This window comes from Marinobacter sp. NSM, from assembly GCF_052380025.1.
GTDB lineage: Bacteria > Pseudomonadota > Gammaproteobacteria > Pseudomonadales > Oleiphilaceae > Marinobacter.
In genome coordinates, this window is record NZ_JBQTCK010000008.1 from 83,682 (window position 1) to 99,528 (window position 15,847).

Genomic DNA, 15,847 nt, shown 5'->3' on the forward strand with positions numbered 1-15,847 from the left:
TCATCCGATAAAAGCGACAGTGGTACGCGACAGCTTGATGCTCAAACACTACAATGCCAGCCATAGCTTATATTCAAAACCGAACTCAACGGGAATCGAACTTGAAGTCACTGCCCTTGCATCAGCTGTACAAAGCCTGCGTTCTCAAAGACCTGCCATTTAAAACCACCCGGCAACTGGAGCCGTTGGCTGAGATAGTTGGCCAGAACCGCGCTCAGGAAGCGGTTCGTTTTGCGCTCGCCATGCCCCACGGTGGTTATAACGTGTATGCGGTAGGTCGCAATGGCTTGGGTAAGCGCACCATGATGCTCCGGTACCTGGAACACCACGTCGATACCGAACAGCAGAGCCACGACTGGTGTTACGTGGCCAACTTCGATGAGCCGCGTAACCCTCGTTTGCTGCAACTGCCGGCAGGGATGGGCACCCAGCTCAAACAGGACATGGACAAGCTGATGTCGCGGTTGGTGAAGGTGATTCCCCAGACGTTTGACAGTGACAGTTTCCTGGAGCGCTCCGAGCATCTCAAGAACGAGTACGGCAAAAAGCAGGAAGATGAGCTCGAGAAAGTCGCCAAGCAGGCGCGGCGCAAGAAAGTCAGCCTCACGGTAACCACGCCGGGTGGCTATCGGCTGGTTGCCATGAATGGTGATGAGCCCCACACCGTGGAGAGCTTCCAGGCGCTGACCGATGAGCAGCGCGACAAGTTTGAAGACACCATCAACGCCCTTGAAAAGAAACTCCGCCAGGCCCTTCGCAAACTGGCCGATTGGGAGCAGGAGTACGCCGAGAAGCAACAGGCATTGAACCAGGAAACCCTCGAAGGCATCTCGGGCCACCAGATTGATGAGTTGGTCAAGCGCTACAATGACCAGCCAGACGTGGTTGCCTATCTTGAGGCCGTTCGCAAAGACCTGGTCGACAACCTGGATATCTTCCTTGAGGACGACGAAGAGCAGGCGGCGATCGCCTACGCCTCACTGGACAAGAAAACGCCCCGGCGCTACGTGATCAATGTACTGGTGCACCAGAAAACCAATGAGGTGCCGGTGGTGGTGGAAGACAATCCGACCTACCACAACCTGTTCGGGTACGTGGAGAACGTTACATTCAAAGGTACCGTGTTCACCGACTTCTCCCTGATTCGCCCAGGTAGTCTGCACAAGGCTAATGGTGGTTACCTGCTGATGGATGCCATCAAGGTGCTGGAGCAGCCATTTGTCTGGGATGGTTTAAAGCGCGCCCTGCGCTCCCGCACCCTGCAGATCAATTCCCTGGAGCGGGAGCTGACTCTTTCCGGGACTATTTCCATTGAGCCGGAAGCCGTACCTCTGGATGTTAAAATCGTGCTGTTTGGTGATCGCGAAACCTGGATGCTGCTGCAGGAATACGATTCCGAATTTGCCGAGTTGTTCCGGGTGACGGCCGATTTCGAAAACGAGATGTACCGTACCGAGGAAAGCCAGCTGCTGTATGCCAAGTTCATTGCCAGTCTGGTGGTGGAGAAGAAGCTACTGCACTGCACCAACAAAGCGGTGGCCCGTATAATCGAACACAGCGCACGCATGGCCGAACATCAGAACAGGCTCTCGCTGCATGCAGCGGACATCGCCAACCTTTTGCGGGAATCCGATTTCTGGGCGCGACAGGCGGGTGCCAAACTGATCTCTGAAGTGCACGTTGAGCGCGCGCTGGAGAGTGCCCGTTACCGTAGCAGCCGTATCCGCGATCATTTTTACGATTCGGTTCGGGACGGCTCCACCCTGGTGACCACAACCGGCACCTGCGTCGGTCAGGTGAATGCTTTGTCGGTGCTGTCTACCGGCGGTTTCGAGTTTGGTCTTTCCAACCGGGTAACGGCAACCTGCTACTATGGTGATGGCGGTGTCATGGACATCGAGCGGGACGTGAAGCTGGGTGGCAATATCCATTCCAAGGGGGTGATGATTCTCAGCTCCTGGCTGGCCTCCCATTTTGCGGTGAACGACCCGATGCACCTGTCGGCCAGTCTGACCTTCGAGCAGAACTACGGTGAAGTGGACGGTGACAGCGCCTCCCTGGCCGAGCTTTGCGCGTTGATCTCTGCACTGTCTGGTATTCCGGTGCGGCAGGATCTTGCGATTACCGGCTCGGTGAACCAGTTTGGCGAGGTGCAGCCGATCGGCGGCGTCAACGAGAAAGTAGAAGGCTTTTACGCCACCTGTGAGCTTAAAGGTGGCCTGACTGGCTCACAGGGGGTGATTATTCCGGTCACCAACGTGCAGAACCTGATGCTGGACAGCGAAGTAGTCAAGGCATCGAAGGCGGGCAAGTTTTCGGTGTATCCGGTTGCCCGTGTGGAAGAGGCCATTACACTGTTACTTGGCAAACCGGCGGGCAAGGCCGATGACAAAGGCAGGTACCCCAAGCAAAGCGTTTTTGGCATTATCCAGCAACGGCTCGAGAAAATGCGGGAACATGAACGGCAGGAACATGCCAGGGACGATCACAAAGATCCGTCCATCCACTGACCGGCTCCATAATAAAACGGACAGGAGAAAACAGATCCATGACTGATATCCAGCAGACTGTGTATGTGGTAGAGGACGACGAGGCCGTCCGCGATTCACTGGAATTGTTGCTGAAATCCGATGGCAAGCCGGTGAAAACCTATGAAAGCGCTGGCTCCTTTCTGGCGGATTATTCCGACCAGATGGCAGGCTGCATTGTGCTGGATATCCGTATGCCGGGTATGGACGGCATGGAACTGCAGAAAAAACTCAACGACAAGCATTCGATCCTGCCCATTATCTTCGTGACGGGGCATGGCGACGTTCCCATGGCCGTCGATGCCATGAAGGAAGGTGCCGTCGACTTTATCCAGAAGCCCTATCGTGAAGAGGCGTTGCTGGAGAAGATCGAGGCGGCGCTGGAGCAGGACCGTGAGCAGCGGAAATCCCTGGATGAGCGCCAGGAGATTGTTCGCCGTATCAAGAGCCTGACACCCCGCGAGCGTGAAATCATGGATCGGATGATTGCGGGCCAGGCCAACAAGGTGATCGCCATCGAGCTTGAGATCAGCCAGCGCACCGTTGAGATTCACCGGTCCCGTGTGATGCACAAGATGGGCACCCATTCATTGGCACATCTGGTGCGTATGGTTCTGTCCGTAAAGGAACTTATCGACTAGGTCTGTCGGTATCGTCATCATACAATGACGTTTTTAACCGGCCATGTTTCTATGACTGAAGTTGTCAGTGAGAACTCCGAGGTGACGGTTCTGCTGGTTGATGACAACCCGCAGAACCTGAAAGTCCTCTACGAGACCCTGAAAGACAAAGGCTACCGGCTTCTGATCGCCAACGAAGGCGAGAAAGCATTGGACCTTGCCCACCGCCATCATCCGGAAGTGATTCTGCTGGATATCATGATGCCGGAAATGGACGGCTATGAGGTGTGTGAGCGCCTGAAAGCCGATCCGGATACTTCAGATTGTGCCGTTGTATTCCTGTCAGCCCTGGACGACCTGCAGGCCAAGGTGAAAGGCTTCAGCCTGGGTGGTGCAGACTACATCTCCAAGCCATTCCAGTCTCTGGAAGTGATTGCCAGGGTAAAGACCCACGCCCAGGTGATTCGCCTCGAGCGGCAACTCCAGGCCCGGAACCGCGAGCTGCAGAGCGATCAGGCGCGGATTCTGAACTCCATCAGCGAGGGCATCTACGGCCTGGACGAGAACGGCATCATCGAATTTGCCAATCCCGCAGCCGCCATGATTATGGGGTGCCCGGCGGAAGACCTGATCGGCAAGAGTTTTTTCGAACTGCACTTTTCGACATCAGCGGAGTGCCAGGACAGCCTGCCGGTGATGGCCACCTGCCGGCAAGGTGTGGCGGAAAACCAGCGTGATATCCGGCTGTTGCGTGCAGATGGCAGTGGCTTCCCCGCGGAGTATCGTTCCACCCCTAAACTGGATGACGACGAGTTGCACGGCGCGGTGGTTGTGTTTCGGGACATTACCGTGGAACTGGACAACGAACTGGCCCTGGAGGAAGCGCGGGCCCTGGTTCAGGAGCAGCGGGACCAGCTGGCCCACACTTCACGCCTGACCACCATGGGAGAGATGGCCGCGGGGTTCGCCCATGAGGTCAATCAACCGCTGACCGCTATCACCAATTATGCCCGGGTGTCCAAGCGCATGATGGCCAAGGAGCAGCCGGACCTTGTGTTGCTTCAGGAAACTCTCGACAAGATCGAAGCACAGTCGCACCGCGCCAGCGAGATCATTCGCCGCATCCGCCGATTCATGAAAAAGCCCGCCACCGGTAAAGAAGTGTTGTCTGTTTCGGTGCTGCTTGAGGATACCCGGCAGTTTGCGGAAGTGGATATGAGGAACAACGAGGGCGGTATTGATGTCCGCGTTGAAGATGACCTGCCAGACGTACTGGCAGACCCAATTCAGGTGCAGCAGGTTGCCCTTAACCTGATCCGTAATGCCCTTGAAGCCACTCGCAGTGCTGAATCATCCACGCCTGTGGAAGTCAGTGCCCGCCGGTGCGGTGACCAGTGTGTGCGCATTCAGGTGCTCGATCACGGGGTGGGTGTGCCGGAGGATGCCGAGGAAAAGCTGTTTCATCCCTTCTACACCACCAAGGATGAAGGCATGGGCATTGGCCTGGCCACCTGCCGGTCCCTGATTCAGGCCCAGGGTGGCGACATTGGCTATGAGCGTCCGGAAGAGGGGGGGGCCTGTTTCTACTTTACGCTGCCTGTTGCCAATGCTGAGGGGCAGCCCTGCGCCGCAGATTGAGCATCGATCTGGCGGTGTGCGGCCAGATCGATGTGTTTATCCCGCCGTTATAGCCATTCAATACGACCACTCAGGTGTGGCGCATCGCCTTTGCTGTTCAGGAGCTGGTAATCCCAGGCGTCGCTGGCGGTCTGCCAGTTCAGTTGGGCGGTGCCGGGCAGAAACAGGGGTTTCTTGAACTGACAGCTCACCCGCACAGGGCCGGATTGCCAGTCAGCCTGCTGTTCCAGCAATGACAGCGCCCGGGCTTTACTCCACATGCCATGGGCGATAGCTCGTGGAAAGCCAAAGGCTTTGGCGCTCAATGCGTGCATGTGAATCGGGTTGCGGTCCCCGGATACCTGCCCGTACCGTCGCCCGAGGTTCTCCGGTGCCGTGATGGACTCGCTGAACGGATAGGTTTCGAGTTTGGGCGGTTGCGCTTTCGGCTTGCCACTTTCAGCAGTTGCCATCCGGAACAGGTTGGTGCTTACCTCCTCCCAAATCAGCCGGCCCGCTGAGCGCGCCTCGGTGATCAGGTCGAACTCGATGCCGCGCTCCGTGCTCTGCTGATTGCCCAACGTAACCCGGATATCCAGGTTTTCGCCGGTCTGGATGGGTCGGTGTTGGGTGATGGTGTTGCGCAAATGCACCAGGCCCAGTAAAGGCAGCGGAAACCGTTTGTCGGTCAGCAATTTCAGGTGCAGAGGGAAAGCAAGGATGTGCGGCCAGGTCATGGGCAGGGTGGAGCCAGGCTTGAATCCGCACACGTTAAGATAGCGGGACAACATCGGCGTGTCGGTTGCCACGCCCAGCAGCTCAGCCTGCAATTCCGGGATCTCAGTGTTAGCGCCGGGCTTGTGCGATTTTGGCAGCAGTGCTCTGCCGAACATGGGCAGCAGCGAGGGTGGGGTGCTGCGATAAATCAGTGGTTCTGTCATGGTATTCATCTCCCTTGTTGGCCTGCTCGGCCGGGTAGTTTCCCGTGAATCAGTAACGTAATTACCGATTTTCTCTACATTCTGGTACAACTGTCTGTCTGTGGCCTGATATGCTCTAATGTAAGACGAAAGTCGTGGCGGCCTCGCAGTCTGGCAAACCCCTCCAGATCGGGCATTGACCCGCCGTGCCTTGAGCACTGTCCGGTGGGTCAAAGTAGTAACCATATAAATAAAATAGCGGGATACTATGCAGGAACTACGTGATGCGGGCGTGATGTTGCGCCTGATTTATGAGGCGATGAAGAAAAAGGGTGTCGATACCGATGCCATATTCAGCCGCCTCGGCGTTGACGAGAACTACGTCTACACAGACCAGCTTCGCACTCCCCACAGCGCTCAGGTTTATTTCTGGCAGGCTGTGGAGGACGTATCCGGTGATCCGGACATAGGCCTGCACCTTGGGCCACTGCTTCCCGCCTACAAGGGCCAGGTGCTCGAGTATCTGTTTCTGAGTAGTCCGACCTTTGGCGAAGGTTTGCGTCGGGCGCAGAACTATCAGCGCCTGCTCAGTGACGCAGCCAACACCGATTTTTTCATCGAAGGCGATGAAGCCTGTATGGTGCTGGATGCTGCCTCAGACGAGATTCGCAGACTCAAGCACTTCAATGAGTGCTTTGTGCAGGGTCTGATTACCTTCTTTAAGTCCATCACCGATGGCAACTTCTACCCCTCCCGAATCGAGTTCGAGCATGAGCGGGAGCAGGGTGCAGAGCACGTTCGCGAAGTGGTGGGCTGTGACGTAGTCTTCGGCGCCGAGGAAAACCGGCTGTATTTCCCGGCCGAGATGCTGTCTCATGCGTCACCCCATGCCGAGCCAGAGTTGTTGGCGCTGCATGAGCGTTTTGCCAGTGAACAGGTTGCTCGGCTTGAGAAGAAAGACATCGTCGGCCAGGTAGAGCGCATTATCGCGGAGTTGCTGGACAGCGGCGAGGTGACCCTGGATGCAGTTGCAGAACGGCTGGGTATCAAACCAAGAACCTTGCGCACCCGGCTTACCGAGGCCGAAACCAGTTTCAACCAGGTGTTGGCGGATTTCCGCTATCGGCTGGCGCGGCAGCTCCTTGCCACCACCGATGAGTCAATTGATGAAATTGTGTACCTCACCGGTTTTTCCGAACCCAGTACGTTCTACCGGGCGTTCAAGCGTTGGTCTGGCATGACCCCCATCGAATACCGGAAGACGGCCCAGGGTAAAGATGCCATGGTTGACGCCATGTAACCGGGGGGTTGGAAAAATCTGGAAAAAAGTTCAGTAAAAGCGTTGACATAAACGGGGGCCTCTTTATAATGCGCCCTCGTTGTCACCGAGCAGTCATCAAACAGGCTGTTAGGCAGCAAACGCGGAGCGGTAGTTCAGTTGGTTAGAATACCGGCCTGTCACGCCGGGGGTCGCGGGTTCGAGTCCCGTCCGCTCCGCCATTTTTATCCCCCCCTTGCTTTACCTTAGTTATTCCCCTTGATGTGTTTCCGGTATTCTCCAGGGCTTATGCCATACCAGCGCCGATAAGCCTTATGAAAGGCTGGTGGGTTCGCGAACCCCAAGAGCCAGGCGATTTCCGAAAGCGAACTGTTGGTCTCCTGCAAATAGTCTTGTGCGAGTTGTCGTCGAGTGTTGTCCAGCAACTCCCGAAAGCCGGTTCCTTCACTGGCAAGCTGTCGTTGCAGTGTCCAGGGCGTTGTTCCCATTCGGTTGGCCAGGGTTTCAATGGTGGGTGTTTCTCCCCGCAATAACGGCGTCATCAGGTACCGGGCCCTGTCAGCCACACTCCAGCCTTTGCGAATCTGCTGCAGCTCCTGTTCACACCAGGCGGTCAGTTTTTCGTGCATACCTTGGTGCGCCTGACTCGGTGACTGAAGCCAAACGCTCTCTTTCAGACGAATCGAGTTTTCCTTCGCGCCGAATTCCACGGGACAGCGGAACCAGCTCTCGAATACCTCGTCCAGCCCGATCGAGGGATACTCAATTCGTACCCGTTCCAGGATGTCGTAGCGGCCGGTCATATATCTGATCAGTTGGGTCCAGGCGGCAAGGATGGAGTCCACGACAAAGTAGTTGTACTGGTTGTATGGACTGATCGAATAGAAGCAGGCCTTACGATGTTCAGCCGCCAGACTTGGCTCGCCTCTGGAGTTCCGGCTGCTTAGCAGCGCATACCGTATCAGTGTGGCAAGGGACTGGTGTACGGTGTTGGCGGTTTCTGCGGCCAGGCCGGCAATGCCGGCGTCGATGGGGCGGGTCAGGGCGCCCATACGCAGGCCCAGGGCGGGATTGCCCGTTGTGGCGATGGCAGCCTGGCCCAGGCGCATGAATCTGGGGATGCTGATGCGTCCCTCCGGCGCAGCCAGCTCGGGGTCGTTCAGATGGAACTGGGATTTTAGCCTTTCGGCATCACCCCCTTCGGCCTCAGTGGCGCGCAGCAACACGGAAGCATAGAGCAGGCTGATGTCGCCCAGCGAATTCTGGTTGGGTCTGGATGTATTGGTCATGATCGTATTATTGGTGTTATCCAGGGATAATAAAATGTTCTTTTTGGATATTGTTGCGCTGGCGGGAGCTGGGTAGTGTAGGGGCCATAACAACGGGAGCGATCGCTACCCGATCCTACAATCGATGAGGAGTTTACCCATGGCTGCATCACCGGGCATGACCAAATACCCGCACCTGCTTGAACCACTGGACCTTGGCTTTACCACCCTGCGTAACCGCACACTGATGGGCTCCATGCATACCGGCCTGGAGGAAGTGAAAAACGGGTTCGAGCGTCTGGCTGCGTTTTACGCTGAGCGTGCCCTTGGTGGCGTTGGCCTGATCGTAACCGGCGGCATCGGCCCGAACACCGAAGGTGCGGTATTCCAGCACGCAGCCAAGATGAACACAGAAGAAGAATCTGACAAGCACAAGGTGATTACCCAGGCGGTGCATGAGGCCGATGGCAAAATCTGTATGCAGATCCTGCATGCGGGCCGTTACGCGTATTCCCCTGAGCTGGTCGCACCTTCAGCTATCCAGGCGCCGATCAATCCGTTCAAGCCCAAAGAGCTGGACGAAGCCGGCATCCAGAAGCAGATCGACGACTACGTGAACTGCGCTGCCCTGGCCCAGCGCGCCGGATACGACGGCGTGGAGATCATGGGTTCCGAGGGTTATTTCATTAACCAGTTCATTGTCAAACACACCAACCACCGCACCGATCAGTGGGGTGGCAGTTACGAGAACCGCATTCGCCTGCCCATTGAAATCGTTCGCCGGGTTCGTGAGCGCGTGGGCGAAAACTTCATCATCATTTATCGCCTGTCCATGCTCGATCTGATCGAAGACGGCAGTACCTGGGAAGAAGTGGTGCACCTGGCCAAGGAAATCGAGAAGGCGGGCGCCACCATCATCAACACCGGTATCGGCTGGCACGAAGCCCGTGTGCCGACCATCGCCACATCCGTGCCCCGTGGTGCCTTTACCAAGGTAACGGCCCGGCTCAAAGGCGAGGTCAGTATTCCGTTGGTAACCACCAACCGGATCAATATGCCGGACGTTGCCGAGAAGGTTCTGGCAGAAGGTGATGCGGATATGGTGTCCATGGCCCGCCCATTCCTGGCAGACGCTGAGCTGGTGCGCAAAGCTGTGGAAGATCGTGCCGAGGAGATTAATACCTGTATCGGCTGTAACCAGGCCTGTCTTGATCATACGTTTAGCGGCAAGCTGACGTCCTGCTTGGTCAATCCCCGTGCCTGCCATGAAACCGAACTGGCTTATGTGAAGACGGCTACGCCCAAGTCAGTTGCGGTGGTTGGTGCCGGCCCTGCCGGCCTGGCGTTCGCCTCGGTTGCCGCGGAGCGCGGGCATAAAGTCACAGTCTTTGACGCCGGCAGCGAGGTTGGCGGCCAGTTCAATGTGGCCAAGCGCATTCCGGGCAAGGAAGAGTTTTACGAAACCCTGCGTTACTTCCGGGTGATGCTCGACAAGCATGGCGTTGACGTTCGGCTCAATACCCGCGTCACGGCAGAAGACCTCAAGGCCGGTGGCTTTGACGAGGTGGTTCTGGCCACCGGCGTTGAACCCCGCACACCGGATATCGAGGGCATCGATCACCCGAAGGTGATTGGTTACCTGGATGCGCTGCTGGAGCGTAAGCCGGTGGGTCAGAAAGTTGCTGTCATCGGTGCGGGCGGTATCGGCTTTGATGTGTCTGAATTCATTGTCCACAAGGGTGAATCGCCTTCCCTGAACACCGAACACTTCATGAAGGAATGGGGCGTGGATCTGACCGTAGAACACCGCGGCGGTATCCAGGGTGTTCAGCCACAGGTGCCGGAGCCCGCACGTGAGGTTTACCTGCTGCAGCGCAAGGCCTCCAAGGTAGGCAAGAACCTTGGCAAGACCACGGGCTGGATTCACCGCACCTCGCTCAAGCATCGCAACGTGCAGATGGTGCCCGGAGTCAGCTATCGCAAGATTGATGACGAAGGCCTGCACATCACCATCACACCGAAAGGTGCCGAGCAGGGTGAAGATAAAGTGTTGCCGGTGGATACCATCATCGTGTGTGCTGGTCAGGAGCCGCTGCGTGAGCTTCAGGCAGACCTTGAAGCAGCCGGTTTGCCGGTGCACCTGATTGGTGGTGCGGATGTGGCCGCCGAGCTGGATGCAAAGCGGGCCATTGATCAGGGTAGCCGCCTGGCAGCGGAGATCTGATCACAAAACGTTGCAGTTTTTCTCTGTGTTTCGGTTAAGGTCTGGCTAGACTATGGAGGTGAAGAGCGGGAGGGGGATGGAACTCTCTTCCCGCATCGGGCGTCCATAACAAGAGTTTTCCGAAGCATGGAGAAAGTGAATGGTTAATGCCGGGCAGGCAGCCGAGGGTTACGCGGCGGTTTTCTTTATGGAGGGCAGTCAGGTTGCCCGGCAGATGCGGTTGTCTGAATTCGGCGCGTTTCTGGATGGCTATGTTGGCCTGTCTGATCTTGCCGAGACAGATGTTCGGGCGGTGCTGGTAAACCTTTCACCGGAGTTGACGGTTCGGTCGCTGGTTTTCTTCCGTATCTGGTTTGATGACGAGGGGCGGGCCGACAGTCACTGGAACGTGCCTATCGAGGCGTTGGCAGAGAAAGGCGCCAAGGGGCCGGATATGGGCGGCGGTGCTATCCGGCTGGTTTGCCGGAGCCAGTGCCCTGATCCGGCATTTGCCCAGGAGCTCTGGGACCCGGACATGACGCCGGGCAGTAACCACTTCCAGTTGATCCGCAAAGCGGTTGAAGCCAACGCTTTGCGTTTCCAGAAAGTGGAACCGGAAGAAGAGAATATTCCGGTTCTGACCACGGCGAGTGTGGAGCAGCCAGTCGAGGATAACCGCGACCGGGCCCGCGTTGCCCAGATCCTCCGTGAACAGCGGCTCCGGATCAAAACCCTCCAAAGTGTGCACCGGGATTCCCTGGCAGACCTCCAGCGTGAACATCGCCTCGAAATGCAGGCTTTGCGCAGCGAAATGTCAGACCTGGAGCAGCGATACGAACGCACCCGGATCAGCAATGAACAGCTCAAACAGCGCCTGGCTCGGCGCAACGAACAATATCTCTCCATGCAGGAAAAAATGGCGGAGGGCGATGCCCGCCAGCGTAAGGACGTAAATGCTGACGCCGAGACCGTTCTGCTGCATGAACAGCTGGAGCGCAAGCAAAGGGAGCTGGAGCTTCGGGATGACAAAATTGTTGCTCTTGAGCAGGAAAACCACGAGCTTCGCCACCAGGTTCCACCCGAGGATTCGCTGCTGGAACAATTGCAGAGCCAATCCGTATTCCTGGTTGCCTATCATCCCGGCGTGGGCCATATCACACTGCCTTATGACGATATCGATACCTATTTTGGCAATCCGGTGGCCTATGCCGCCGAGCGTTGCGGTATGAACGAGCCGGCCTACAAAGACTGGCTGGCACACTACGAGCACCCGGTTTGTCGCCACGTGGATAGTGACGGAAATGCCTGCGGTGAGCCGATCATGCGTGTGACCCAGCCGGCGGAATTCCAGCCAGGGGTAGATGATCATTGCGAGCAGCACCGGTCCTGACGCGGATCTTTTTTCAGTATCTGCCTGAGATTCGTTAAACTGTGGCTCTGTTCGTTACAGAACAGGAGGGGCCATGCCTTTCCTGTCTCATTCAGACACCACGGGATACTTCATGGATCAGTTCAGGAATATCGGCATTGTCGGGCGCATGGGCAGCGTTAAGGTGGTTGAGTCTCTGCGGCAGCTCAAGCAGTACCTGACGGCCAACAACTACCACGTCATCATCGAGGAAGATACCTCCACCATGATTCCGGGCCATGGCCTGCAGGTCGCCAGCAAAAAACTGCTGGGCGAAATCTGCGACCTGGTTATCGTCGTGGGCGGGGACGGTAGTTTGCTGGGTGCCGCCCGTGAACTGGCCAAATCCAAGATCCCGATTCTGGGGGTCAACCGCGGCCGCCTGGGCTTCCTGACGGATATTTCTCCATCTGACCTCGAAGAGCGCCTGGCCCGGGTGCTTGAGGGTGAATATATCGAGGAATCGCGGTTCCTGTTGGATGGCCATGTGGAACGCAATGGCCAGCCCCTGGGCTACGGTTCTGCCCTGAACGATGTGGTGCTGCACCCCGGTAAGTCTACCCGGATGATCGGTTTTGACCTGTACATTGATGGCCACTTTGTTTACAGCCAGCGTTCCGATGGCTTGATTGTTGCCACGCCCACCGGCTCAACCGCCTATTCCCTGTCAGCAGGTGGTCCCATCATGCACCCGAAACTGGATGCTGTGGTGCTGGTGCCCATGTTCCCGCATACCCTGAGCAGTCGCCCGATCGTGGTCGACGGCAAGAGTGAAATCAAACTGGTGATTGGTGAAACCAACGAAACCTACCCGCAAGTCAGCTTTGATGGCCAGATGAACATTGCCTGTGCGCCCGGGGATATCATCCGAATTACCAAAAAGCCGTTCAAGATCCGTCTGATCCACCCGACCGATCACAATTTCTATGCCACCTGCCGTGACAAGCTGGGTTGGGCAAGCGAAATAGCAGCGAGTTGATTATGGCGGGACAGACTTCAACCGCGAGCCGCGGTTACGACATTATTGGTGACATTCACGGTTGCGCCCACACCCTGGAGCGGTTGCTACAGCAAATGGGGTATCGTAAACAGAACGGCATTTACCAGCATCCTCGGCGCCAGGCCATTTTTATTGGCGACATCATCGATCGGGGCCCAAGAATCCGTGAGGCCCTGCATCTGGTTCGGGACATGGTGGAGCACGGTGCCGCCCGCATCGTTATGGGCAACCATGAATACAATGCCCTTGGCTACTGCACCCGGGCTCGGCCGGGCAGTGGCAAGCAATTCCTGCGCGAGCACAACCCTCGCCATGACCGCCTTATCAAGGAAACCCTCGAGCAGTTCGATGCGTATCCCCATGAGTGGAACGATTTTCTGGAGTGGTTTTACACCATTCCGCTGTTTATCGAAGAGGAGCACTTCCGGGTGGTGCATGCCTGCTGGGATCAGGATCTGATCGACAAGTTCCGGCAGAATCAGGGCGGTGCCTGTATTGATGAAGACTTTCTTCATGCCTCGGCCGCCATTGAATCTTTCGCCGGCCAGGTGATGGACACCTTGTTGCGTGGCACTGACTTGCGCCTGCCGCCCGGGGTCAAGATTACCGGGCGGGATGGCTATGTTCGGGAATTCTTCCGCACCAAGTTCTGGGCCGACAACCCACAAACATACGCCGATGTAGTGTTTCAGCCAGACCCATTACCACCGGAAGTGGCGTCCATGACCTTGCGGGAGGATGAGCGCAAACAGCTGATTACTTACCCGCTGAATGCGCCGCCGGTCTTCGTCGGGCATTACTGGATGGATAGTGAGCCGGCGCCCTTGAAGTCGAATGTGGCCTGTATCGATTACAGTGCCGTAAAGTACGGCAAGCTGGTGGCCTATAGGCTGGATGATGAAAAGGCACTTTCCCGCGACAAGTTTGTCTGGGTAGAGGTGGATCGTCCCGAGCAGCCAGATTATCCCACCAGTGAAGACAGTGTGGTGCGCTAAGTATCAGCGAGGTTAGTTTGGACCAACATACATCATCTCCGATTACCCCCAGCGGGCGCTGGCAGCCGGCTCCCCGGCATGCACCGTTTGTTGTGAGCATGATCGGCATCGCCGTTGCCATGGTGTGGCTGACTTCCATGGGGCAAAACCCTCTGGCCGCGGCCATGATGATCGTCGATCCGAGGCACTATTCCTGGGACGTGTTCAGTTCCCTGGGCGGGAGGCTGGATGCGCTTTCTGCGACAGTGGCAAGCGGGCAGTTGTGGCGCCTGATTTCACCGGATTTCCTGCATTTCAGCTGGACCCACATCATTTTCAATTCGGTCATGCTCTGGTTTCTGGGCAGCCAGATTGAATGGATTGATGGTCGCGCCCGCCTGGTGGCGCTGTTCCTGGTAACCAGTCTGGCCGCCAATCTGTTGCAGTATCTGGTGTCTGGCCCCCTGTTCGGAGGCTTGTCGGGTGTCGTTTATGGCATCCTTGGTTACTGTTGGCTGAGCCAGCAACGCCGGCCCAGGTTCCAGTTTCCACCGGCGTTGGTCACCTTTGCCCTGGTTTGGATGGTGATCGGCTTTACACCTATCCCGGAAATGATTGGTCTGGGCCGGATGGCTAACGAGGCTCACCTGGGAGGCTTTGTGGGTGGTCTGGCGGTGGCAGCGGTGATGCCCGCCCGGGGGCGGTTTCGGTGAAGGCAAAAAAAAGCCCCACCAAATGGTGGGGCATTAAAAGAGCTTTTAGCTCCTGATGAGAGAGACCAAATGATACGACCGTCGTCATCTGGTGAGGTAATGATAATTGTTATCATTACCATCTGTCAAACGGATTTGCCGATTTTTTTATGAATTATTTTTCAGGAGGTGGGTAATGACCTACGACGAACTCATTGAGCGGCTGGATCCGACGGTATACCGGAACCTCAAGCAATCTATCGAGCTTGGTAAATGGCCTGATGGAAGGGCAATGACCCGCGAGCAGCGGGAAATCAGCCTGGAAGCGGTGATCTATTACGAGAACAAACACAATGTGCCCGAAGAGCAGCGGGTGGGCTATCTGGACCGAGGCGAGAAAGCCGGTACCGCCTGTGATCCGTCCGTGCAGTTTCGTAAAGATCGCCAGAACGGCAACGATGTGGATCCAGACCAGTTCGTCGAGGTCAAGGTTTGAGCGAGTCAATTGATGTAACCGGCCGCCTTCGGAAGATGCCGGCAAAAGCCGGTGACCCGGTGACCTACACCCTCAAGGTGGGCGACACTCCGATAGCCCTGAATGAGTTGATCGGCCGTCAAGTACGCTTTGATTATGACGGCGTGATCCGGTGCATTCATTGTGACCGCACCACCAAAAAGAGTTTCAATCAGGGTTACTGTTACCCGTGTTTCCGCAAGCTGGCAGCCTGCGACAGTTGCATCATGAGCCCGGAGAAGTGTCACTTTCATCTGGGCACCTGCCGTGAACCTGAGCGGGGAGAGCAGAACTGCATGGTGGAACATGTGGTTTACCTGGCTAATTCCAGCGGCCTGAAAGTCGGCATTACCCGTGCGTCACAGGTGCCAACCCGTTGGATAGACCAGGGTGCTGTGGATGCCATACCGATGCTGCGTGTTGCCAGCCGCTATCTTGCGGGCCTGGCTGAAGTCGCCTGCAAGGCCCACGTGGCGGATCGGACCAATTGGCGCGCAATGCTCAAAGGCGATGTGCCGGAGCTGGACCTGGTGCAGGAGCGCCAGAGGCTGCTGGCAGTGATAGAGCCTGATCTGGCAGAGCTGCGGCGAACCCATGGCGAAGACAGTCTGCGAGTTGTAGACGAGGCCTCACTGGGGCTTGGTTATCCGGTTCAGGTGTGGCCGTCGAAAGTGAAAACCCATAATCTGGACAAGTCACCGGATGTGGAAGGTCGGCTGGAAGGCATCAAGGGCCAGTACCTGATGCTCGATACCGGTGTGATCAATATTCGAAAATTTACCGGCTACGAAGTCCGGTTCCGGGTTCTTGACTGAGCGCGGAAG

At 56.8% G+C, this 15,847-nt stretch carries 13 protein-coding genes and 1 tRNA gene; 12 read left to right on the forward strand and 2 right to left on the reverse strand.

Features of this window, described 5'->3' with window-relative positions; all coding sequences use genetic code 11:
• Positions 1–101 precede the first annotated feature (101 nt).
• The 3 genes from ACTZWX_RS15900 to ACTZWX_RS15910 are packed head-to-tail and all read left to right on the forward strand — an operon-like array spanning position 102 to position 4,786.
• Complete coding sequence (locus tag ACTZWX_RS15900) at positions 102–2,510, forward strand: Lon protease family protein (protein WP_444714749.1); 2,409 nt, start codon at positions 102–104, stop codon at positions 2,508–2,510.
• A gap of 38 nt (positions 2,511–2,548) precedes the next feature.
• Complete coding sequence (gene fixJ, locus ACTZWX_RS15905; RefSeq protein WP_058093114.1) at positions 2,549–3,169, forward strand: response regulator FixJ; 621 nt, start codon at positions 2,549–2,551, stop codon at positions 3,167–3,169.
• 51 nt (positions 3,170–3,220) lie between these two features.
• Entirely contained in the window at positions 3,221–4,786 is a 1,566-nt protein-coding gene (locus ACTZWX_RS15910; RefSeq protein WP_444714750.1) for an ATP-binding response regulator, read from the forward strand.
• Positions 4,787–4,833: 47 nt separating this feature from the next.
• Here the strand turns inward: ACTZWX_RS15910 and ACTZWX_RS15915 are convergent, their stop codons facing one another.
• Complete coding sequence (locus ACTZWX_RS15915) at positions 4,834–5,706, reverse strand: MaoC family dehydratase (protein ID WP_444714751.1); 873 nt, start codon at positions 5,704–5,706, stop codon at positions 4,834–4,836.
• Positions 5,707–5,953: 247 nt separating this feature from the next.
• Here ACTZWX_RS15915 and ACTZWX_RS15920 point away from each other — a divergent pair, with 247 nt between their 5' ends.
• Together ACTZWX_RS15920 and ACTZWX_RS15925 are read left to right on the forward strand one after the other, a co-directional pair.
• Positions 5,954–6,985 carry an AraC family transcriptional regulator gene (locus ACTZWX_RS15920; protein WP_138436662.1) on the forward strand — a complete coding sequence of 344 codons (1,032 nt, stop codon included), beginning with the start codon at positions 5,954–5,956 and terminating at the stop codon, positions 6,983–6,985.
• Between the two features lie 123 nt (positions 6,986–7,108).
• A tRNA-Asp gene (locus ACTZWX_RS15925) sits at positions 7,109–7,185 on the forward strand.
• Positions 7,186–7,209: 24 nt separating this feature from the next.
• On the opposite strand, the gene ACTZWX_RS15930 is transcribed toward ACTZWX_RS15925, so the two are convergent.
• Complete coding sequence (locus ACTZWX_RS15930; protein ID WP_444714752.1) at positions 7,210–8,253, reverse strand: AraC family transcriptional regulator; 1,044 nt, start codon at positions 8,251–8,253, stop codon at positions 7,210–7,212.
• A gap of 139 nt (positions 8,254–8,392) precedes the next feature.
• Here ACTZWX_RS15930 and ACTZWX_RS15935 point away from each other — a divergent pair, with 139 nt between their 5' ends.
• From ACTZWX_RS15935 to ACTZWX_RS15965, 7 genes are all read left to right on the forward strand, one after another.
• A complete protein-coding gene (locus ACTZWX_RS15935) occupies positions 8,393–10,456 on the forward strand; it encodes an oxidoreductase (RefSeq protein ID WP_444714753.1) in 2,064 nt (687 codons plus the stop codon).
• A 139-nt stretch (positions 10,457–10,595) separates the two neighbouring features.
• Entirely contained in the window at positions 10,596–11,825 is a 1,230-nt protein-coding gene (locus tag ACTZWX_RS15940) for a DNA repair protein (protein ID WP_072677731.1), read from the forward strand.
• Positions 11,826–11,937: 112 nt separating this feature from the next.
• Positions 11,938–12,822, forward strand: coding sequence for an NAD(+) kinase (locus ACTZWX_RS15945; protein ID WP_058093152.1), 885 nt, complete (start codon positions 11,938–11,940; stop codon positions 12,820–12,822).
• Positions 12,823–12,824: 2 nt separating this feature from the next.
• Positions 12,825–13,838: a metallophosphoesterase gene (locus ACTZWX_RS15950; RefSeq protein ID WP_444714754.1), complete on the forward strand. Its 1,014-nt coding sequence runs from the start codon at positions 12,825–12,827 to the stop codon at positions 13,836–13,838.
• A 2-nt stretch (positions 13,839–13,840) separates the two neighbouring features.
• Positions 13,841–14,530 (forward strand): rhomboid family intramembrane serine protease, encoded by a 690-nt coding sequence (locus ACTZWX_RS15955; protein WP_197492793.1) that lies wholly within the window; start codon positions 13,841–13,843, stop codon positions 14,528–14,530.
• Positions 14,531–14,705: 175 nt separating this feature from the next.
• Positions 14,706–15,005 carry a YeaC family protein gene (locus tag ACTZWX_RS15960; protein WP_058093123.1) on the forward strand — a complete coding sequence of 100 codons (300 nt, stop codon included), beginning with the start codon at positions 14,706–14,708 and terminating at the stop codon, positions 15,003–15,005.
• Positions 15,002–15,838: a DUF2797 domain-containing protein gene (locus ACTZWX_RS15965; RefSeq protein ID WP_444714755.1), complete on the forward strand. Its 837-nt coding sequence runs from the start codon at positions 15,002–15,004 to the stop codon at positions 15,836–15,838. The genes ACTZWX_RS15960 and ACTZWX_RS15965 overlap by 4 nt, the downstream gene beginning before the upstream one ends.
• Positions 15,839–15,847: the final 9 nt, after the last annotated feature.